This is a genomic window from Paenibacillus sp. FSL K6-0276 (assembly GCF_037977235.1).
Taxonomy (GTDB): domain Bacteria; phylum Bacillota; class Bacilli; order Paenibacillales; family Paenibacillaceae; genus Paenibacillus_AQ.
In genome coordinates, this window is sequence record NZ_CP150276.1 from 1,328,359 (window position 1) to 1,350,094 (window position 21,736).

The following is a 21,736-nucleotide window of genomic DNA, read 5'->3' on the forward strand; positions in this document are numbered from 1 at the left end:
GTGATGAAATGAAAAAAACAAAAGAAATACTTTCTCTAGTGATTATAATCACTTTCCTATTCGGAGTTTTCCCTAGTCAGGGAGTGTATCTTCAGACAGCAGAGGCTGCGACTGGTGATCCTAATTTCATCACTTATAAAGATATAGATATACCCGCTGAAACTGCGTTTACTGATGGTGGTTGGCGATATGGTACTCTTAGTGGGACAATAAATAACCAAAAGCTAACTAATATTAAATATAATCGTACCACTAAGCAACTTACATTTGACCTTAGTTCGGATGCAACATTGACTTTAGGAGTAAACTTGGCTCCTTCACAAAGTGCTCTAGATAAACGTGTCGTTCGAGCAGATCTCTGTGTAGCGGCAATTCCAGAGGGGAGACCATTAGATTTACCACCCTATCAATATAATTGTCCGAGCCACTGGTCCAATCAAAATACCAATTGGGACCCATTGTATAAGAGTTGGTTTGATGGACCGTTTTACCCGAATACATTTGAACATACATTTAATCTAGCGACAGATGTTCCTTACTACAACTATACGGGGACTTTAGGGGACGGTAATCTTCCAATAGGATTAGTTATTAACTACAGTTTTGGTGCTGGTCAACAGGATGGATGGGGTGGATATCGTCCAGATAAAGGATATGGAGGGCCGTATATTGGTCATAGTTTTCAAAAAGTATTTCCTTTGATACCTAATAGTCCACCTACCATTTCGTTAAATACACCCAATAATCAAGTCTTGCAGAACGAGCCTGGACGCAACACACTCAACATCGAAGGATATGTCCACGATCCAGATAATGATGATCTTATTGTAAGTGCTGAAATACCTAATGTATTTTATAGGAAGACGGTAGTATCTCAAACGAAAGGGTATCAGTATTTCTCTATCCCAGTAGACGCTGTAGCTGATTCGATCCCGCCAGGCGATTATACGATGACTGTAAAAGTTGCGGATCCTTCAAATATGTCAGAATCCGTGAATATGACCTTTAAAGTTACAAACAGACTTAAGCGAAACGCTTTTGTTCTTGTTAATAGTCCAATAGAGAATAGCGGTACCACCTATGAAGATTATGAGTGGGATGCTAAGTACGCTGATCGAGTGAGATATGATCATGATCCGAATTACTTTGATAACTCAATGGGTATTATAGGTGATTCGGGACTATGGAGGACGAGCCTTTACACTTCTTTTCCGTATACTGGACAATATGTGGTGAGTTATCAAGCTAAGGATATACCGAAACAGGATGCTCGCTTTGCTGAATATCAGATGTGGAGTAAAGATGCCGCATCTACGATGAGTTTTAAAGTCCACCGCAAGCCAATAGCGCTGTTTTCAGCAAGGCTTATCAATGGAAATGTTCAATTAACAGATTCGTCCTATGATTTAGATCATATTACAAGTTCTGATAAAGGAATAATGCAGTGGCAATGGCAATATAAAAAGAGCGTTGATGAGATGTGGATCGAAGGGCAGCCGCCTGGAGGGATTTTTGTTAAAGACAATTATGACATCCGTTTAAGAGTTCGTGATGTGGATGGAGATAATGGAATCGGTGTATGGAGCGATTGGTGTCAACGTACTGTTGGAAATACAGTAGGGAATCTACCACCCGTTGCGCTATTTACAGTTGACCCTAATATCGTTTCCTATCGTAAATCCACGACCATTATAGACAAGTCTTTCGATCCAGATAATGATCCATTGGATATATATTACTGGACTGTAATCAAAGACGGATGGAATAAAGTATGGGAGCATTGGGGTGGAGCAACAACACCGCCGAATATCGCTTCATTTAGAGAAGGGAATTATCAACTCAATCTACAAGTACATGATAATCGTGGCTTGTGGTCGGATTGGTACAGTCAAAATGTACAGGTAGTCAATCATCCCCCGGCTGCAGCTTTTAAAATGCCTAGCGAAATTTACCGCGATACGATCATCACAATGGATAACCTAACACCAGATCCGGATGAAGATGGAGATGTTTTATCTTATGCCTGGAATGCAAAAATTAATGACTCTCCGTACTACTGGGTAGGAAACAACCGTTATCAATCTATGACCATTCGTGATCTTATTAATCGTAACGGTATCTCACATAAAAAGTCCATTTCTGATGGTTGGGAAATGCAGCTCACAGCCTCTGATGGAAAGTTAAGCTCTTATGCTACGCGTACATTTATGGTTAAGAATCATATTCCTGTTGCTAAGATTAACGGACCGTCATACGTAAATCAGTATGATACAAAACAATTTACGTCAGGGGATATCGATGAGGATACATCAGATCAAAGTTCGTTAGAATACTACTGGAAAGTAACGAACAGTACTGGTGAAGTGAAATCATATCTTACTCGTGACATTACGCTTACCTTCTCAGATCCGGGGGTATATACGCTAGAACATTGGGCAATCGATCAGATAGGAGATAAGTCGAATATCGCTGGGTTGCAAGTCCAAGTGAAAGAGAATTTAGCACCTTCAATGACTTTAACTAGTCCTCCAGGTATAGCAAAGAACCCATCTGTGATTGACTCGGATCAAGGCGATCCATTAATCAAGTGGACTTACGCGGATCCGGAAAATGATCTACAGGAGAAATACAGGTTAGAGTTCTTTACGAAGGATGGTCTATTGGTCTCCACTGTAGAAAATTCGGATTCTACTGGACTGCTCAGACAATATCAAATCCCTAATAATACATTTGAACGGTTTGAATACTTTACAGTGCAAGGTCGGGCATACTCCAAATTTTCATGGTCAGATGTATCAAATGAAAAAACATTCATCATCGATAACGCACCTAAGCCGGGATTCACTTTGATCACAGATACAGGCAAAGATGCTACGAAAGTTCCAATCTATCGGACAGATATTCTAAATATCAAGAGCATGGCCACGGATGTGGATGAGCCAAAAGGAGATACCATCAGTTATAAATATTACTTAAAGCCTTCAAGTGGTACAGAAGCTCTTGCAAGCGCCCAAAAGGATTTCACAAAGAAATTCACATCTAACGGCGTATTTACTTTCAGACAACTCGTAACAGATTCACTGGGTCTATACCGCGAGCTTTCTCAGAGCATCACAGTAGTCAACCGGATACCGACGGCTACAATAACGTATCCAACCAGTAATGATCAATCCAAACCCACAATCGCAAGTACACTTACCCCAATCATCAAATGGGATTATCAAGATGAGGATGGTGATCTGCAGCAACGTTATAAGGTGCGGATTATAAATTTAGCTACAGGAACGATCAAGGTACAGTCTGGTGAACAAGTTTCAAGTGCTAAACAATGGCAAGCTCCAGCTGGATCTCTAATCGAGAATGAAAAGTATGCTGTTGAAGTGGAAGTCTATGACGGTTACAACTGGAGCAACACCTCGCCGCAAAAATACTTAATGGTGAATCTACTGAGTATTAAAGGAGGCGTTAAGCACACCGAAGAGTGGAACAACAACCGTAAAGGTTACAATCTGAAAAAGAGCGGAAATGAGGAAAGCCCAAGAGGCTACAACGTATTCTGGGCAGGAGAACGTTTTGTCCTGCAAGGTACAGCAACAGGCCTCCCAGATACTGTGCAAGTAACGATGACCGGAGGGTTCACTACGCAGCTCAGCCCAACCAACGACGACAAAACCTTCTGGACAGGTGAAATGTACGATAGCTCTTTTGAGAAGCTCCCAGATGGTCCGGTTACATTTACCTTTACAGCTCAAAATGAGTACAACACCAAAACGGATACAGTTACAGTCGTTATATCATCGGATTGGTCGGAGTATTTCCAAAGTCATCGAATTAAGTAGAGTCGGACTCTACATTACCTACCTCATCTCTTTTTTTGCGTGACTTCTCGGTATCATGTTAATGTTGAAGCACTGTATCAAACATTGTTAGGAGTAAGTATATGATTCGAGAATTAACACCAGTGGAAATGAAATCAATCTTGAGCTCGATCCATAGGGAACAGCATTTTTTATACTATTCATACCTTACAGCTCGTAAGCATAATACGATACACTACGGACAGTTTACAGACCAGGGAGAGTTGCTCGGCGTATTGGCTTTTTTAAGGGGACTTCCGTTCTATGCTTTTTCCGTATTCCCTGTGAAGAAGTCATTTTGTCTCCAGTCAGTGCTTTCATTTATGAAAAAACAACTGCATCTACCAGACAACGCTGTCGGTAATGTAATCGTTAATGAAGAAGTTATGGCTGTACTCGCTTCTCAGCTTGAGCTTGTTAAGTCTCCCAAAAAACTGCTTCTAATGAAGCATATCCATCAAGAAGCGTTGCCACCGATGCATACAAGCGTTTTACATTTGGGTCTCCCTTATTTTGAGCTTATTGAGTCGAAAATGGCCGATTTAGATACAATGGCTTTTTCAAAAGAAGAATTACAGTATCCGTTCTATGGTGTGATGGAACAACGTGAGCTGATTGCAGTAGGAGGATACCATATTTATAGTGAGGATTACGTTGAATTGGGGAACATCGGAACAGATGTAAGATGGAGAAGGCAAGGCTACGGAAAAAAGATCTGTGCAGAGCTCACCCGAGCGGGGAGAAGCGTTACCTCAAACGTTTATTTGAATGTCCTTGAGGAGAATGTAGGCGCGATTTCTCTATATCAATTCATCGGTTATGAGCCTATGTGCAAACAGTACATTGCCCAATTTGCTATTTGATGGTTAATTAAAAAGGGCTAAGCGGAATTGTAATCCGCTTAGCCCTTTTTCACAAACATAGAACCTTTTATACGACCCCTTCAGTTCGGTCTTCATTCATTCGCATCATTCGTGCTGCAACCGAAGTAGTATGTAAAGGTAAGGCTGATGAACGTGCAGAATTTCTTTGAGCTCTACGTACATAATAGGATAGCTTGCCACTAAAAATTTTATGAGCACAGAGTGAAAGAGCGAAATCTTCCGGTGTAACGAAGCAGGAAGGCTTTTTCACCGGCTGAACTGCGGTTTCTTCAAATAAAGAGGCAACGAAATGGGAACAAAAATAAGCATTTTCTCTATTGATTTTAATATTCAGAAGCACACCGATTAGCCCTAAAAGATGATATTTATATCGTTCCTGATTTTGCATCATCCCTTGGACGTGATTATACATGATATCGTATTCCGTCGCGCTTACACGCAACTGATAGATAGAACAATTCGCACTGCTATAGAAAGGGTCAATAAAATTCTCCTGAATTAGACCTGCCACGAAAGGATTGTGCATTTTTTTTCTTCCGAAGCTGTATACCTCCCGCAGTTCACAGTCAAAGGCGATCGAAGCATGATTCAGATCGGCTTTTGTAAACCACTTTATAAAACCACTAAAGGCCGTACCTGTACCGGTAAGCACAATAAAGATGTCCTTATTCGAACTCATGTTCAAAGTTCCTTTCCACTAGGAAATATTGGGTAATGAATGAAAATTATGCTTAACTAACTCCATCTTACTGTATATTTGAGCATTGTAAAACAAACTTTAGTCGTAATTGAAAACTAGACCATAGACTAGTGCAACTTTGGCTTGTCTCATAGTTCTTTTATGTATATAAATACGTCGATATTGCAAAACATAAGCTGTTCAAATAAAGAGTTTTTAAAAACAATTGGAATTGCTTCCACACTAATGATACAATAAGAGTCAAAATGACATTCTTGAGATTTCAGAGGAGGAACTATTAAATGAGTGAACAAGAACAAGCGATTCAAAAGGAAGAAAACTCAACTGTAGATAACCTGTCCATTACAACGATTCGTACTTTGGCGATTGACGCCATTGAAAAAGCAAACTCCGGCCACCCAGGTATGCCAATGGGTTCTGCACCAATGGGCTACCAATTGTTTGCAAAAACAATGAAACACAACCCTGATCATCCAACATGGGTAAACCGTGACCGTTTTGTATTGTCTGCAGGACATGGTTCTATGCTTCTGTACAGCTTGCTGCACCTTAGTGGTTATGATCTGCCTATGGAAGAATTGAAAAATTTCCGTCAATGGGGCAGCTTGACTCCGGGTCACCCAGAAGTAGGTCACACCGCTGGTGTTGATGCTACAACAGGTCCACTTGGACAAGGTATTGGTATGGCTGTTGGTATGGCTATGGCTGAAGCTCAACTCAGCGCTACCTACAACAAAGATGAACATAAAGTGATTGACCACTATACTTACGCTATTTGTGGTGATGGTGACCTAATGGAAGGGATCTCTTCCGAGTCCGCTTCACTCGCTGGTCATTTGAAACTGGGCAAATTGGTTGTTCTATACGATTCAAATGATATTTCCCTTGATGGTAAATTGAACCTTTCTTTCTCCGAGAACGTGGCTCAACGTTTTGATGCTTATGGTTGGCAAGTTCTGCGCGTAGAAGACGGAAATGATCTTCCGGCTCTGGAAAAAGCTATTGCTGAAGCGCAAGCTGACACTAGCAGACCGACTTTGATCGAAGTAAAAACCGTAATTGGTTACGGTAGCCCTAACAAACAAGGTAAAGGCGGCCATGGCGGTACTCACGGTTCCCCACTTGGCGCTGAAGAAGCTAAGCTGACCAAAGATTTCTACAAATGGGTATACGAAGAAGATTTCTATGTACCTGACGAAGTTCGTGCTCATTTTGCAGAAGTGAAGAATAACGGAATCGCAGCTAACAAAGCTTGGGATGACAAATTCGCAGCTTACAAAAAAGCATATCCAGAGCTTGCTGCACAGTTCGAAACAGTAATCAACGGCGATCTTCCAGAAGGCTGGGATGCTAACCTTCCAACTTACACTACTGAAGATAAAGCCGTATCGACTCGTGTCGCTTCCGGTAGTGCGCTTAACGGTCTGACTGCTGGCGTTCCTCAGCTTGTGGGCGGTTCCGCTGACTTGGAAAGCTCCACTATGACGCATTTGAATGGTTTGACATCGTTCACACCAGAATCTTATGATGGCCGCAACATTTATTTCGGCGTACGTGAGTTTGGTATGGCTGCTGCAATGAACGGTATTGCACTGCACACGGGTCTTAAAGTATTCGGAGGAACATTCTTCGTGTTCACAGACTACTTGCGTCCAGCAATTCGTTTGGCTTCGATCATGAAATTGCCAGTAACCTATGTACTGACGCATGACAGTATTGCTGTTGGTGAAGATGGTCCTACGCATGAACCAATCGAACAATTGGCTTCCCTGCGTATCATGCCAGGTCTAACTGTTATTCGTCCGGCTGATGCCAACGAAACTTCTGCAGCATGGGCTTATGCTATGGAAAACAAAGAGAATCCGGTTGCTTTGGTTCTGACTCGTCAAAACTTGCCAATTCTCGCTGGAACAGTAGATGGCGTTCGTGAAAACATCAAACGCGGTGGTTATGTTGTCTCCGATTCCAAGAACGGAACTCCACAAGCACAACTTATCGCAACTGGTTCTGAAGTACAGTTGGCTGTTAAAGCACAAGCTGCTTTGGCTGAAGAAGGTATCGATGTTCGTGTAATCAGCTTGCCAAGCTGGGATCTGTTCGAAAAACAAGATAAGGAATACCGTGATTCCGTAATTCTTCCAGGAGTTAAGGCTCGTCTTGCTATCGAAATGGCACAAACCTTTGGATGGGAACGTTACACTGGAGACCAAGGCGATATCCTCGGCATCACTACTTTCGGAGCTTCCGCGCCTGGCGACAGAGTAATGAAAGAATACGGCTTTACTGTTGAGAACGTAGTTAGCCGTGTGAAAGCACTTCTGTAATTAACTGAATAATCATTAGGGGGAGAACAAGTAATGAGTCAGTTTAACAACGCAACGATTGAAAAAGCAGCCAATGTATATTATGGCGGACAAGTAACCAGCCGTATGGTAATTTTGCAGGATGGAACTAAGGTCACACTTGGCATCATGTTGCCTGGCGTGTATGAATTTGGTACGGATGGTCCTGAAATTATGGAAATTCTGTCCGGTGATCTTAAAGTGCTGCTACCTGGCAGTGAAGTATGGCAGGAGATTAAGGGAGCGGAGACGTTCAATGTTCCTGGTAACTCGAAATTTGCGTTGGAAGTATTCGGTGTAACTGATTATTGCTGTTCTTACCCAGTTCTATAAAACATAATTAAAGGAAGCTCTGCTGAAAAGCAGGGCTTTCTCTTTTTTTTCTTGCACTTCAAACGATATTTCAGTATTATGAATAGAAACAAACGTTCGTATATTTTGACTGTATAAGTAATTAATTTGTTAAAAAAGACCGCCTCTCACATTGAAAACCATGTGGGAAACGGTCATAAGTTTATTCGGATACAGTTGAACCCATCTTTTGTCCGATCCACTCTTCATAGCATTTCACTACAGCAGAGAGGTCTTCATCGCCGTAGCCTTGGGTAAACCCGGCTTGAAACATGCTTTTGGCTAATCCCAGCATAGGAGAAGGAACGCCTGTGGAATCGCTGTGTGCAGAGGCCAACTTCAGATCCTTTAACATTAACGCAAGAGAGAACTGATTGCTGAAATCATTTTCTATGATTTTACGGCCTTTAAGCTCAGCCTGTTTGCTACCCGCAGAACCAAGCTGCACCAGTTCCAGGAACTTGTCAGCAGGAACACCTGATTTTACAGCAATAGCGAACCCTTCAGCTAGGGCAACGTTGTGAATGCCGACCATAGCATTATGGGCCAGCTTGGCTACAGCGCCGCTGCCGTTCTCACCCATATGTATCAGCTTTTTACCCAAAGTATCGAAGATATCGCGATTTTGTTCTATGACTTCAGCGCTGCCGCCGACCATGAACACCAAGGTGCCTTCTATAGCTGCCGGTTTGCTGCCAGTTACTGGTGCGTCTAGGAAATGTCCACCGCGAGCTTCTACAGCAGTGGCAATTTCATGAACTAGTCCCGGAGAAATCGTGCTGGAATCAATAATCAGGCCGCCTGGCTTAAGAGCGTCGAGAATACCATCCTGACCATAGAACACTTCACGAACCGAATCATCATTACTGATCATGGTAATAATAACATCCTTACCTTCAGCCGCAGCACTTGGCGTAAGGGCAGTCTGGGCACCTTCTGCTTCAAGAGGCTTACATTTAGCTGCCGTACGGTTGTACACCGTCACTTGAAAGCCGCCGCGTAGCAAGTTGGAAGCCATTGGTGCTCCCATCGTTCCGAGACCGATAAATCCGATTTGTTTCATTTGTATAGCCACCTTCCGTTTTCTTTATTCTATCATGGCACATAGGCTAGCACCACAGCTCAGCCATGCCTATTGATGCGGAAAACGCTTCCATGAAACTTTCGAAAACTTGGTTCTAAAGCTCGGGATGTGCCCGAAGACCTTGCCAGTCAAGACAAATTAAAGTATCCTAATTATAAAGTTGTAACAAGCGGTTTCAAATTTAAAGAGATAATCAGGAGGTTACCATTACCGATGTCTAAGAAGATTAATTTTGACTACACCAAAGCACTTTCATTCTTCAACCAACAAGAAATTGACAACCTTGCCGCCCCAGTTAAGCTAGCACACGAACAGTTGCATAATAAGACTGGTGCAGGTTCCGACTACCTTGGATGGATTGATCTTCCATCAGCATATGATAAGGAAGAATTCGCTCGCATTCAGCAAGCTGCAAAGAAGATCCAGAGCGATTCCGAAGTACTGATTGTAATTGGTATTGGTGGTTCTTATCTGGGAGCACGCGCAGCCATTGAAGCGCTCTCGCATTCTTTTTACAATAACCTTTCTAAAGATAAGCGCAAAACTCCAGAAGTTTATTTTGCGGGTAATAACATTAGTTCTACATACATCACGCATTTGCTTGATCTAGTAGAAGGCAAAGACTTCTCTGTGAACGTAATCTCCAAATCAGGAACTACTACTGAGCCAGCCATTGCTTTCCGCATTTTCCGCGCTGCTCTGGAGAAGAAATACGGCAAGGAAGAAGCTCGTAAACGTATTTATGCTACTACAGACAAGGAAAAAGGCGCCCTTAAGAAATTGGCTACTGAAGAAGGTTATGAATCCTTCATCATTCCAGACGATGTAGGCGGACGTTATTCTGTATTGACACCTGTAGGCTTGCTTCCAATCGCTGTAGCAGGTATTAACATTGAAGAGATGATGCAAGGTGCTGCTGCCGCTGCGGATGAGTTCAACAATCCAGATGTAGCTACTAACCAAGCTTATCAATATGCTGCAGTTCGTAATGCTCTTTATCGCAAAGGTAAGACAACTGAAATCCTCGTTAACTATGAGCCGTCCTTACACTTTGTATCGGAGTGGTGGAAACAATTGTTTGGCGAGAGCGAAGGTAAGGATTTCAAAGGAATTTATCCTTCTTCCGTTGATTTCTCCACGGACCTACACTCCATGGGTCAATTTATCCAAGAAGGTAACCGTAATATCTTTGAAACGGTAATCCAAGTAGATCAAGTGGCTCATCATGTGACCATTGAGAACGATCCAGATGATCTGGATGGCTTGAACTTCTTAACAGGAAAGACTATGGATTTCGTGAATAAGAAGGCTTTCCAAGGTACAATGCTCGCGCATACAGATGGTCAAGTACCTAACCTTATCGTTACTATTCCTGATCAAACACCATACACATTTGGTTATCTGGTTTACTTCTTTGAAAAAGCTTGCGGCATCAGCGGTTACCTGCTCGGTGTTAACCCATTTGACCAACCAGGCGTAGAAGCTTACAAGAAGAATATGTTTGCGCTACTTGGCAAACCGGGTTACGAAAAAGAAAAGGCAGAGCTGGAAGCAAGACTTACAGAATAGTATTGCAGAAGTATTTTAGAGAACATCCATACTAGTGTAAGTCACCAGGAGCAGTCCATAGGTAATCCAATACCGGGGGCTGCTCCTGACATTATATAAAGACATCATATGTATATAAGGACTGGAATAATTATGTTAGAACAATATCGAACGGTGCGCTCTTCCGGTTCCAAGGAAGTCGTAATCCGCAAATCTCGCTTCATTGGTCATGTTATGCCGGTTGAGAATGAAGAAGAAGCATTGTTGTTTATCGAGGACATCAAGAAAAAACATTGGAACGCAACGCATAACTGTTCTGCTTATGTGATTGGGGAGAGAGACGAAATCCAGAGGCAATCGGACGACGGGGAGCCGAGTGGAACAGCCGGCAAACCGATTTTAGAAGTAATCCGCAACCAGGGAGTTAAAAATGTCGCTATCGTTGTTACCCGTTATTTCGGAGGCATTATGCTGGGTGCCGGAGGGCTGATTAGAGCTTATACGGATGGAGCAGTGCTTGCGCTTGAAGCAGGAGAAGTAATCACCCGTGTACTAAGACGAGAGGTATTCGTAGAGATTGATTACACTTGGCTAGGCAAGGTTGAGAACGAACTTCGGAGAAGGGGTATTCAGACCGGCGAGACTTTGTTTACCGACAAAGTAACGTTGTTATGTTTGCCGCGAAATGATGAGGGAGACGCATTCATGGCATGGATAACTGATCTAACCCAAGGGCAAGCCTTGGTAACAGAAGGGCGGCGGATTTACTACAGCGAAGGGGATTAGGAATATGGCAAGGAGAGCAGTGGAGCAGGAGTTGTCGAGGGAAAGAATATTAGAGGCCGCGAGGCATCTGTTTATTACCAAAGGGTACCGAGCGATTTCAATGCGAAGCATCGGTCAGCATTTGGGGTACAGCCACGGCTCTCTCTATTATCATTTCAAAGAGAAGGCAGAGTTATTCTACGCCATCGTTGTCGAGGATTTTAATCATGTGGCTGCTCTGCTGAGCCAAGTAATGAATCAGCCTCCTGAAGAGGGTATGACTCGCGTAGAGCAGCTGATTATGGAGTTTATCAGGTTTGGAATAGATCACCCCTATCAATATGAAATTATGTTCATGATTCGTGATGAAGAGCTGCTAGCTTATTGTAGAGCAGAGCAGGGACGATGTTTTGATTTATTCTCAAGTATTGTGCGCCGTCATATGAAGGAAGAGGGATATGTGTCCGAGGATTGGCAGAACGTGCCGCTAACCTTGTTCTTATCTGCTCACGGATTTATATCTTATTATATCCAAGATAAAATATCATTTGAGGATGTAAAAGAGGCAGCATCAGCTCATATAAAGGTTTTATGTCGCAGCCTATAGCATGCTGTTTTTTTTATGAGTTTTCACTTTAAAGCTGTGCATTGGTATAGCGTTACCTCGAGATTCGTTCCCTACTATCCTTTTTGTTCTTCATAGGATCAATTTGACCCAACAGGTTCTAGCTCAGTGGTAGGAAGCTGAGCTAGAACCTGTTGGGTCTTTTTTTCTTCTCAATAAAGTGTGTTTTATTTAGTGGCTACTTTATCACCAAAGTATTCCTCCAAGGTGATCCCCTTCTTAGCCACAATACTTGCAACCTGGGTACCCACATAGCGTAAATGCCATGGCTCATATTTATATCCAGTAATAGAATCTTTACCCTCTGGATAGCGAATTACAAATCCATATTTATTTACATTCTTAGCCAGCCATTTCGCTTCTTTGGTCCCCGCAAAGCAGCTCTGTGCCGCACATTTGCCTGTACTACCTGCGACATCGATTGTAAGTCCCGTCTGATGCTCGCTGTGCCCTGGTCTGGCACTATATGTATCAGCAGCTTTTATACCATCACGTTTAACATAATTGTTATACAGCGTCTTTTGCCGGGACTCCGAGCGATAACCAGACACACCTGCAAGATAAACTCCGTCCTTTTTTGCTCCGAGAAATAACTTCTCTAGGGCACCAGCAGCTTCCTTGCGCATCTTTCGTTTGTCTATTTTCTCTGTAAATGTAAAGGGTACATTTGGAAAGACGAGATCTGATGGGACATAACCTGCGGGAAGCTTATAAGATTTGTTTACAAGTACCGTTTGACTCTTTGGATTAGCAACAACCTGGATTTGCCCATAAGTGTTCATAAAGTTAGCAGCTGCCGTTGATGTATGTTGCACTGCTGCAGCATGGGCTTGTCCATCATTATTTTGCAGTAACGCTAAGGATGAACATGTAATTACTGATGTTGCCATGATACTTACAAAGATAGATTTTTTCATTGGACCGTCCTCATTTCACTCTAAGTTGTCTAAGAATTGAATCTAGGATTCTACTCTATTTTTTATTCTATCATACGACAAAATACAACAAACCTAGAAAGTAGATTTGCGGAGTGAAAAAGGGCTTGCCTCACTTGAGATAACCCGTCTTTGTGATTTCTTAGAATTTTTCCATAGAATACTGATGTAAATGTTTTATTTCGTTTGAAAGTAATTGACGACAACGAGAAGGATTTGGTAAAGTAGTAATAATATAAAACCAAGTATGTAAATAGGAATAATTAATGGAGGCGTTGGTTAGTATACCGACCGGTTATCCGGAGGTGGGAGGGCAAAATCATTGAATTCGCTGCTTAGACACGAAGGTTGGACTTGGGGTTTCCGAACTACAATTTTGCTCTATTTTGTAGTATTGATCGTACTGCCTATACTTGGGGTCTATTACAACTCTTTTTCATTGGGTTTCGGCAATTTTGTGGAAAGCATAAGCGACCCGATAGCCTGGAAGTCGGTGCTGTTAACCTTAAAGCTGGCGATCATCGCTACTTTAATTAATGTCTTTTTAGGAACAATGATTGCCTGGGTTCTTATTCGTTATCAATTCATTGGTAAAGCATTGCTTAACAGTCTTGTGGATTTACCATTTGCGCTGCCGACGGCAGTTGGTGGTTTGATGATTTTGCTCTTGCTCGGACCTGGTAGTCTTATCGGCAAGGCTGCAGAAGCGCTTGGTTTTGAAATTGTTTTTCATCAACCAGCTATCGTTATTGCTATGGTCTTCGTAACCTTTCCTTTCGTAATTCGAGCGGTTCAGCCCTTGTTGGAGGAACTTGATCCTTCCGAAGAGGAAGCGGCATATACAATGGGTGCCAAGGGAACTAGAGTCTTCTGGCATGTTATTCTCCCCTCTATGGCTCCTGGGATGATCAGCGGTGGAATGCTTGCTTTCTCGCGGGCACTTGCTGAATTCGGCGCTGTAGTCCTCGTAGCAGGCAATATTCCAGGTCGTACACTCGTATCTTCTGTTTTTATTTTTGGTGAAGTTGAAAGTGATAATCCGGTTTCCGCAGCAGCGGTTTCTGTCATTCTCTTGACCTTATCTTTTCTCATTCTTTGGCTCATTAATATGCTACAGATGCGGGGGAGACGCTCATGAGAAAATTGTGGATCGGACTCACTTACTTGGTGTTTTTTCTGCTAATCGCTGCACCATTAGGGAAAATGGCTATAGGTGCTTTTAGTGAAGGATTTGGTGGTTTCTGGAATGCTCTGACTAGGCCTGAAGCGCTGCATGCGCTTATGATGACTGGGCTTGTTGTGATAGTAGTTACGTTATTAAATACGTTGTTCGGAATTATGATGGCGCTATATCTTGTTCGGGCGAACTGGATAAATAGGCGTTTAAAGGGCTTGCTTAACAGTATTGTTGATTTGCCTTATGCTGTGTCCCCTGTTATTGGAGGGCTGATGATTGTCCTGCTGCTGGGTCCCGACAGTACTTTGGGTGCGATTTTTGAAGGAATCGGATTAAAAATTGTCTATGCGATTCCAGGAATGATCATTGCCACCTTGTTCGTAACCTTTCCTTTAATGGTGCGTGAGGTGATGCCGGTGCTACAGGAGATTGGTTCACAGCAGGAGGAAGCTGCTTCTACACTGGGCGCTCGTGGTTGGACAATTTTTTGGAAGGTGACTTGGCCTTCGATTCGTTGGGCGGTTGTATATGGGGTCATCCTTACGGTGGCTCGTTCACTAGGAGAGTTCGGTGCGGTGCTCGTGGTCTCGGGTAACATTATGAACAAAACCCAGACGGCGACGACGCTAGTCTATCAGGATGTGGAGAATTTTAATGTAACGGCTGCTGGAGGAATAGCGCTAGTTCTGGCTGCATTTTCCGCAGGTCTACTGTTGTTGATGGAATGGACCAAGAGAAGAAAGGAAGTGCAGTAATATGCATGTTGAAGTGCGGGGATTAAATAAGCATTTTGGAGATTTTCATGCGGTCAAGGACGTCAATTTCACCATTACAAAAGGTCATCTGATAGGACTACTCGGCCCGAGTGGTGGCGGTAAAACTTCGATTCTTCGTATGCTTGCGGGGCTGGAGTCACCGGATAGTGGCGAGATTATTTTTCATGGTCATACGGTTAACAATCTTCCTCCTCAGGAGCGCGGGATCGGCTTTGTCTTTCAGAACTATGCATTATTTAAGCACATGACTGTTTTTGATAATATTGCTTTTGGATTAAAAGTTAAAAAGGTCAGTAAATCTGCTATTCGTGACCGTGTTATGGAACTGGTGGAGCTTACGGGGTTAAAAGGCTTCGAGAAGCGTTATCCGCATCAGCTATCAGGTGGACAACGTCAGCGTGTAGCCTTTGCTCGTGCTCTCGCACCTGAACCACAGCTACTGCTTTTAGATGAACCGTTCGCAGCTATTGATGCGAAGATCCGTCAGGAGCTGCGCGCTTGGCTACGTGAACTGATTGAGCGTGTTGGTATCACCTCGATCTTCGTAACACATGACCAAGACGAAGCGATAGAAGTAGCAGATGAGATTATGATTATCAACCAAGGACGGTTGGAACAAAAGGGTACACCATGGGATATTTATAAGGAGCCTAAAACACCGTTCGTGGCAACTTTTATCGGGGAGTCGACACTGATTGAAGATGCATCTGAGGTGAAAGGTTTTAAAGGCGCTGGAGACGGTAAGCCTACCAAAGCACTGATTCGCCCTGAATATATTGAAGTTGGTAACCTGAATGAGTTCAAGATGGCTTCAGCTACGGAAAAAGGCGTCGTAAAGCATCTGCATTTCCGTGGAAGCGAATGGCTCGTTGAGGTTGAAGTTAATGGTCATAAACTAGTCACTTACCGTTCCTTGGAAAAGGAAACCTTGCAGCCGGGACAGGACATCTCAGTCCTTGTGCACCGCGCCTACCTGTTTAACGATGAGCGAAGCTGGATTCAGGAGAACAACCTGAAAGAAGATCCGATGCCGATTTTTATTTAATAAAATTTAAGTTTAAACTTCTGGTGATAGTGTGGCGAAGGGAAAGTTTGGAGCTGGAGAAGCGGAGCGTTCGCCTTTATGCTCTAATTTCAACCGTAATAAGGTTCAATCAAGAAATTAGAGCATAACAGCGATCGGAAGCCCAAACATTTCACGAAAGTCACATTCTCATCACCTGATGTTTAAACTTCATACCTCTCGAAGGATGTGGGCCGCAATGAATTTCAAAAGGAGCAGACAACTGCACGGATGTTTTGCTGCCCTAATGCTGGCCATACTCACACTGGCAGCAGTCGGTTGCGGGAATGAGAAGGCAGTTACGACGATGGCAGATCCTTCGAAGCAAGGGGATGTCACATTGGTCATTGGCGCATATAGTGTGGCTAAAGATGCGATGGAAGATATTTTGCCGTTATTTGCAGCGCAGTGGAAAGCAGATACTGGACAGGAGATTAGTTTTCAGCAGTCTTATGAAGCTTCCGGAACACAGGCACGTGCAATTGTGGGTGGGTTCGAAGCAGATGTTACACTGCTAGCCATGGAGGGGGATGTCGAGAAGCTAGTCAAGGCTGGTCTCGTAGCACCAACGTGGAAAGAGCAGGGTGAACAAGGCATGGTGACACGTTCAGTAGTTGCTCTTGGTACCCGTGAGGGAAATCCCAAAGGAATTCACGATTTTGCGGACCTAGCCAAGCCAGGGGTTAAAGTGTTATACCCAAATCCCAAAACATCCGGTGGTGCGCAGTGGGATATTAATGCGATCTATGGGGCTGGCCTGAAGCTGTCAGAGGAGCAAGAGGGCGTTAAGGATCCAGCAGCAGCAAAAGCTTTTTTAGAAAGTGTACATGCCAATGTGGAGTCTCTGGATAAGAGTGGACGTGCGTCCATGGCTGCCTTCGAGTATGGAGTGGGTGATGTTATTGTCACCTATGAGAATGAACTGCTAGCCCGGATTGCTCAAGGTGTAAAATATGAGGTCATTATTCCTAAAAATACAATTCTGATTGAGAACCCGGCGGCTGTCGTTGAGAAGTATGCGGATGAGCATGGGACACGCGAGGCAGCAGAAGCATTAGTTGATTTCTTGATAACTCCACAGGCTCAAGAAGTCTTTGCAAAGTATGGCTTTCGTCCTGTAGATAAACAAGTGTACGCTGAGTATAAAAGTGATTACCCTGATCCAGCGGGCCTTTTCGATATCAATTATTTAGGGGGCTGGGATGAGGTGCGAAGCACACTTTATTCCAAGCGGGGAATTTGGTATCAGGTACTTGCAGGAATATAGGTAGAGGTGTATGAGTAGCAGAAAATAAAGTATTAGATTGACCCTGGAAATTGAAACAGCGACAGCAAAGGACGAGAAAATAAAGTCCTTTGCTGTCGCTGTTTCATTGAGCTAACGTTTCCCGTTAGCCATACATGTCGCACACGCGACATCACAGATTATAGAAGTAATTGCGTTCTTCCATGGGAGTTCAAAACTACATCCTCTATAAAAATGACATATATACACCCTTACCTTGTATTAATTTAAATCCAAGTTGTTTATACAAAGTACGAGCAGGGGCATTATCATCATCTGTTTCGATCTGTAATCGTGTTGCTTTATCAGAAATAGCTAAATTAATGGCATGCTCCATTAGTTTCCTTCCAACACCCTTCTTTCTATGCTTCGATGATGAATATAAAGCCTCTATACGCAATACTGGGAAGCCTTTGCTAATTGAGAAGCTCCTGGAAAGGATGATGAACCCAATATATTCATGACCCTGCTTAGCTAAATAACAATTAGATGAGCCATCATTAATAAACCTATTTAAGATTAGTTCACATTGTTTTAGATGCTCTGGTGAAGGATCTGATTCGTCGACTCCATTTGAAGAAGAATTTAAGTAGCCTGCTATCAAATTTTTGACATTAGGAATATGAGATTCATCAAGGGGTATGATTTCTATATTCATTAATATCCCTCCCGTGTAAAATTAAAATCAAAATATAATTAATTCATGAAACAATGTCAGTAGCCTGCTCGTTACTTCAATGAAAAAAGCAGGCTACCGCTGCGCCTGCTCACCAATGTGTATCATTCAACTAAAGTTCCCCGTTAGCCACACATGCAGCGCAAGCGCTGCACCACAGATGATGAAAATGGGAAAATCAGTCTATACTGCTACTATGGCTGGCGAAGAAGGTCGATAAGCTATGGTGCCTTAGAGCCCATCCGTTAGTCTGACTCCAACGACCCCGGTGCATCACAGATTGTCGCTCCCTTTTGGGAAGCACTCATGGGAGATTAATCCTACTCTGGTTTTTGCACCAGCCTAGCCTTTATTGGTTGTGGAAGGAAGTTTGTTATTTTCGCTCTATCTAACTTTATTAAAGAACACATAAGGCTCAGCCTTTTTTAAAAAGTGTTATTCTGGGTCTTCTTTATTATGCTCTTTTTCAGGTTTTGAGCTGATTCTATTTTCATGGGAGCTCAATGGCCTAAAGTACGATTCACCGCGCTGTCTAAAACGGCAAGTTTTTACGAAAACAGAGGGAGCACTATCTGTTCTTCCTGTGTAACAGTAATTCTATTCATTCCAATTCCAGAACTGATCCACCGCTAATTATCGTTCCGATATTTTTCCCTTCACAAATTTCTTTCATGGAACCAGGTTTGTCAAAGTTGAATACATACATTGGCAGATTATAGTCTCTGGCTAATATGAATGCCGACTGATCCATTACCTTTAAGTCATGTTGTAAAACATCATTGTAATGAAGGGATTTGAACTTCCTTGCATCTTTATCGTACTTTGGGTCTGCATTGAGAACACCATCTACACCTTGTTTCGCAACTAATAGTGCTTCACAATTAACTTCAATCGCCCTTTGTACCGAAGGATAGTCAGTTGTTACGTAGGGCTGCCCGTTTCCTCCTGCAAAGATTACAATGTAACCCTTTTCCAAATGGTGAACTGCTCTTAGTCTGATATACGGCTCGGCAACTGATGTAATAGGTATGGCTGTCATTACTCGAACTTCTTTATTTGTTTTGGCCTTCAGAACTCCACGAAGCATTAGGCTATTGACAACAGTTGCAAGCGTACCAATGTTGTCAGCTTCTGCTCTTTCGATCCCCCAACTTTCCGCCATATTTCCTCGGAATATATTTCCGCCACCTATAACTAAGGATACCTCTACACCTAGGTTCACAACTGACATAATTTCATTAGCGATGTAATCCAATCTTTCTGGCTCAAAACCAAATTCAGTATTTCCTGCGACTGCTCCACCACTTAGTTTAATAAGGACTCTTTTGTACTTCGTCAAATGTTACACCCCCATAAAAATAAAAAACACTAAAGCAATGAATGCTTTAGTGTCCTAATGAAATGAGAATATGAAATATATAATGGAATGGTTGTAATTTCTCCGTTTTGTCCTCATATTCCCACCTCCTCCAGAAATTTTCCATCAATTAATTTTATACATAATGACTGTAAAAAGCAATAACCGATTGTCAGGTATTAATGGCTGGATATCAGCTTTGCGAGGGATATCACAACGCTGGTGTTATCTACCGCAATATTACTTATTACAGCATATGTTGTGGGTAGTCGAGCTTCTATTACGCTCTTCTGCCCGTTAGCCATTCATGCAGCGCAAGCCCTGCACCACAGATAATGAAAATGGTCATCTCTGTTAATACTGCTACTATGGCTGGGAGAGGAAGGTCGATCAACTATGGTGCCTTAGAGCCCATCCGTTAGTCTGACTCCAACGACCACGGTGCATCACAGATTGTCGCTCCCTTTTGGGAAGCACTCATGGGAGATTAATCCTATTCTGGTTGCTGCACCAGCCTCATTTTTTATTTTCAGCTATGAAAGGTCTTTGGTACTTTAATTTCATAACTATTCTCAGGCTCAGCCTTTTTTAAAAATCATTCGGCTAGGTCTAATTTATTATTGTCTTTTTGAGGTTTTTCGCGGATTTAATTTTCATGGGAGTTGAGAAAAGCCAGTGCGGTAGACCTTTCGGTATTGAACTATCACGTCAATCTTTCGGAGATAGTTTTACTTATTTCTTCAGGGTTTTTAACATCAATGATTAACTTTGATATTTTAAATTTACCAACAAGAAAATTATTCAAGTCAAAATGAAGGGTATCAACCTCATTATTAAAAAAGTAGAGATGATAACCTCCATTGAATCTAAATAATCCATTTCTTTTTCCTCCAAAAGAAGCACCATAAAGCTTGAAAGCATTTGGTATGGGTCTACCTGTTGTTATCCCCTTAATCGAAGAGTATGGAATTTGCAACCCTTTATCTAATTTTAAAAAGGGCGAATTTCCAAGATCGATATTTAAATGGGTTTCCATTAATTGAATTGTACGTTCCATTCGTTTAGTCCACCATTTCATAACGCTTTAGTATTTTTAAAATATATTTACATATTATACCATAGATAATCTTATTTATAGAATTTATTGAGCTAATTTACCCAAGAACTGAACATGAAACCGAATATTTCGCCGGTTGCATGATGGAATATTACATTATCCTGCCCGTTAGCCACACATGCAGCGCAAGCGCTGCACCACAGATGATGAAAATGGGAAAATCAGTCTATACTGCTACTATGGCTGGCGAAGAAGGTCGATAAGCTATGGTGCCTTAGAGCCCATCCGTTAGTCTGACTCCAACGACCCCGGTGCATCACAGATTGTCGCTCCCTTTTGGGAAGCACTCATGGGAGATTAATCCTACTCTGGTTTTTGCACCAGCCTAGCCTTTATTGGTTGTGGAAGGAAGTTTGTTATTTTCGCTCTATCTAACTTTATTAAAGAACATATAAGGCTCAGCCTTTTTTAAAAAGTGTTATTCTGGGTCTTCTTTATTATGCTCTTTTTCAGGTTTTGAGCTGATTCTATTTTCATGGGAGCACAATAAGAAAGGACCAAAGAATGGTCCTTTTGAAATATTCTATCAAACTGTCACTCGGTTATATTTTTTATAACTGCCATTTCCTTACCGAACCTATCATCATTATCAATAAATCCTAAACTCGAGTATAAATTATGTGCTCCCAAATTTTCAGGATGATAACCTACAACAATTTTTTTTGAATTCGGTAATTTAGCCATCTCTGAAATCATTAACTTAGTTGCAGTTTTACCTATACCCTTGCCTTGGAATTCCTTATCCACCATTATTCTATATACCCAATAACCATCAAGTTCTTCTTGAACAGTATTGTACATTAAAAAACCAACCACTTTCTCTTTAAAATAAATAGCGTATGGCTTTAAAGTAGGCTCAAACTTTGACTGAGCTATTGATATGGCATTGGGTTCCATGTATTCTTTTTGTTCTGTTGATACCTCTAATTCACAACAGTCGTACCAGTTTTCTGCATTTAATTCTACGATTTTCACATTTTCTTTAATCATAATTTTCCCCTTTCAAAATTCGGGGAAACACTAAACAACTTTGTTAATTAGTTGTTATCCCCTTGTAGTCATTAATAATATAAATTCTTTTATCTTTCATAATGAACGCCTCCTCTAACAACTATTGCCTAAAATTATATCAATGAATTTTAGACATTTTAATTATACCATTTTCCCTATTATATTCCTTCTAAAAATAAATTT

General features: G+C 42.1%; 19 protein-coding genes. 12 read left to right on the top strand and 7 right to left on the bottom strand.

What is annotated here, in order from left to right; all coding sequences use genetic code 11:
- The first annotated feature begins 8 nt into the window (after positions 1-8).
- A complete protein-coding gene (locus MHH52_RS06030; RefSeq protein ID WP_340007281.1) occupies positions 9-3,839 on the top strand; it encodes a hypothetical protein in 3,831 nt (1,276 codons plus the stop codon).
- A gap of 101 nt (positions 3,840-3,940) precedes the next feature.
- Positions 3,941-4,720: a GNAT family N-acetyltransferase gene (locus MHH52_RS06035; protein ID WP_340007283.1), complete on the top strand. Its 780-nt coding sequence runs from the start codon at positions 3,941-3,943 to the stop codon at positions 4,718-4,720.
- A 67-nt stretch (positions 4,721-4,787) separates the two neighbouring features.
- Here MHH52_RS06035 and MHH52_RS06040 read toward each other — a convergent pair whose 3' ends face one another.
- Positions 4,788-5,420: a hypothetical protein gene (locus tag MHH52_RS06040; RefSeq protein ID WP_340007284.1), complete on the bottom strand. Its 633-nt coding sequence runs from the start codon at positions 5,418-5,420 to the stop codon at positions 4,788-4,790.
- A gap of 302 nt (positions 5,421-5,722) precedes the next feature.
- Here MHH52_RS06040 and tkt point away from each other — a divergent pair, with 302 nt between their 5' ends.
- Together tkt and MHH52_RS06050 are read left to right on the top strand one after the other, a co-directional pair.
- The gene (gene tkt / locus MHH52_RS06045) at positions 5,723-7,765 is read left to right on the top strand and encodes a transketolase (protein ID WP_340007286.1); all 2,043 of its coding nucleotides are present in this window, start codon (positions 5,723-5,725) and stop codon (positions 7,763-7,765) included.
- 33 nt (positions 7,766-7,798) lie between these two features.
- Positions 7,799-8,116, top strand: a complete 318-nt coding sequence (locus MHH52_RS06050; protein ID WP_340007288.1) for a pyrimidine/purine nucleoside phosphorylase — start codon at positions 7,799-7,801, stop codon at positions 8,114-8,116.
- 181 nt (positions 8,117-8,297) lie between these two features.
- On the opposite strand, the gene MHH52_RS06055 is transcribed toward MHH52_RS06050, so the two are convergent.
- Complete coding sequence (locus tag MHH52_RS06055) at positions 8,298-9,197, bottom strand: NAD(P)-dependent oxidoreductase (RefSeq protein ID WP_340007290.1); 900 nt, start codon at positions 9,195-9,197, stop codon at positions 8,298-8,300.
- A gap of 234 nt (positions 9,198-9,431) precedes the next feature.
- Between MHH52_RS06055 and MHH52_RS06060 the strand changes: the two genes are divergently transcribed.
- The 3 genes from MHH52_RS06060 (at position 9,432) to MHH52_RS06070 (ending at position 12,138) form a co-directional block, all read left to right on the top strand.
- Positions 9,432-10,787: a glucose-6-phosphate isomerase gene (locus MHH52_RS06060; protein WP_313637548.1), complete on the top strand. Its 1,356-nt coding sequence runs from the start codon at positions 9,432-9,434 to the stop codon at positions 10,785-10,787.
- Positions 10,788-10,919: 132 nt separating this feature from the next.
- Entirely contained in the window at positions 10,920-11,552 is a 633-nt protein-coding gene (locus MHH52_RS06065) for a YigZ family protein (RefSeq protein WP_313637554.1), read from the top strand.
- Between the two features lie 4 nt (positions 11,553-11,556).
- Positions 11,557-12,138 (top strand): TetR/AcrR family transcriptional regulator, encoded by a 582-nt coding sequence (locus MHH52_RS06070; protein ID WP_340007293.1) that lies wholly within the window; start codon positions 11,557-11,559, stop codon positions 12,136-12,138.
- A gap of 185 nt (positions 12,139-12,323) precedes the next feature.
- Here MHH52_RS06070 and MHH52_RS06075 read toward each other — a convergent pair whose 3' ends face one another.
- Complete coding sequence (locus MHH52_RS06075; RefSeq protein ID WP_340007295.1) at positions 12,324-13,073, bottom strand: M15 family metallopeptidase; 750 nt, start codon at positions 13,071-13,073, stop codon at positions 12,324-12,326.
- Between the two features lie 340 nt (positions 13,074-13,413).
- On the opposite strand from MHH52_RS06075, the gene cysT reads away from it, so the two are divergent.
- The 4 genes from cysT (at position 13,414) to MHH52_RS06095 (ending at position 17,374) form a co-directional block, all read left to right on the top strand.
- Positions 13,414-14,229: a sulfate ABC transporter permease subunit CysT gene (gene cysT, locus MHH52_RS06080; RefSeq protein ID WP_340007296.1), complete on the top strand. Its 816-nt coding sequence runs from the start codon at positions 13,414-13,416 to the stop codon at positions 14,227-14,229.
- The gene (locus MHH52_RS06085; RefSeq protein ID WP_340007298.1) at positions 14,226-15,023 is read left to right on the top strand and encodes a sulfate ABC transporter permease subunit; all 798 of its coding nucleotides are present in this window, start codon (positions 14,226-14,228) and stop codon (positions 15,021-15,023) included. The genes cysT and MHH52_RS06085 overlap by 4 nt, the downstream gene beginning before the upstream one ends.
- Before the next feature lies 1 nt (position 15,024).
- Positions 15,025-16,089 (top strand): sulfate ABC transporter ATP-binding protein, encoded by a 1,065-nt coding sequence (gene cysA / locus MHH52_RS06090; RefSeq protein WP_340007300.1) that lies wholly within the window; start codon positions 15,025-15,027, stop codon positions 16,087-16,089.
- 217 nt (positions 16,090-16,306) lie between these two features.
- A complete protein-coding gene (locus MHH52_RS06095) occupies positions 16,307-17,374 on the top strand; it encodes a sulfate ABC transporter substrate-binding protein (protein WP_340007302.1) in 1,068 nt (355 codons plus the stop codon).
- 205 nt (positions 17,375-17,579) lie between these two features.
- Here MHH52_RS06095 and MHH52_RS06100 read toward each other — a convergent pair whose 3' ends face one another.
- From MHH52_RS06100 to MHH52_RS06110, 3 genes are all read right to left on the bottom strand, one after another.
- A complete protein-coding gene (locus tag MHH52_RS06100) occupies positions 17,580-18,050 on the bottom strand; it encodes a GNAT family N-acetyltransferase (protein ID WP_340007304.1) in 471 nt (156 codons plus the stop codon).
- A gap of 619 nt (positions 18,051-18,669) precedes the next feature.
- On the bottom strand, positions 18,670-19,407 hold the full coding sequence (pyrH, locus tag MHH52_RS06105; RefSeq protein WP_340007306.1) for a UMP kinase: 738 nt from the start codon (positions 19,405-19,407) through the stop codon (positions 18,670-18,672).
- A 721-nt stretch (positions 19,408-20,128) separates the two neighbouring features.
- Positions 20,129-20,482, bottom strand: a complete 354-nt coding sequence (locus MHH52_RS06110; protein WP_340003705.1) for a hypothetical protein — start codon at positions 20,480-20,482, stop codon at positions 20,129-20,131.
- A 140-nt stretch (positions 20,483-20,622) separates the two neighbouring features.
- Between MHH52_RS06110 and MHH52_RS06115 the strand changes: the two genes are divergently transcribed.
- Entirely contained in the window at positions 20,623-20,745 is a 123-nt protein-coding gene (locus tag MHH52_RS06115) for a hypothetical protein (protein ID WP_340007308.1), read from the top strand.
- A 331-nt stretch (positions 20,746-21,076) separates the two neighbouring features.
- Here the strand turns inward: MHH52_RS06115 and MHH52_RS06120 are convergent, their stop codons facing one another.
- Complete coding sequence (locus MHH52_RS06120; RefSeq protein ID WP_340007309.1) at positions 21,077-21,532, bottom strand: GNAT family N-acetyltransferase; 456 nt, start codon at positions 21,530-21,532, stop codon at positions 21,077-21,079.
- Positions 21,533-21,736 lie beyond the last annotated feature (204 nt).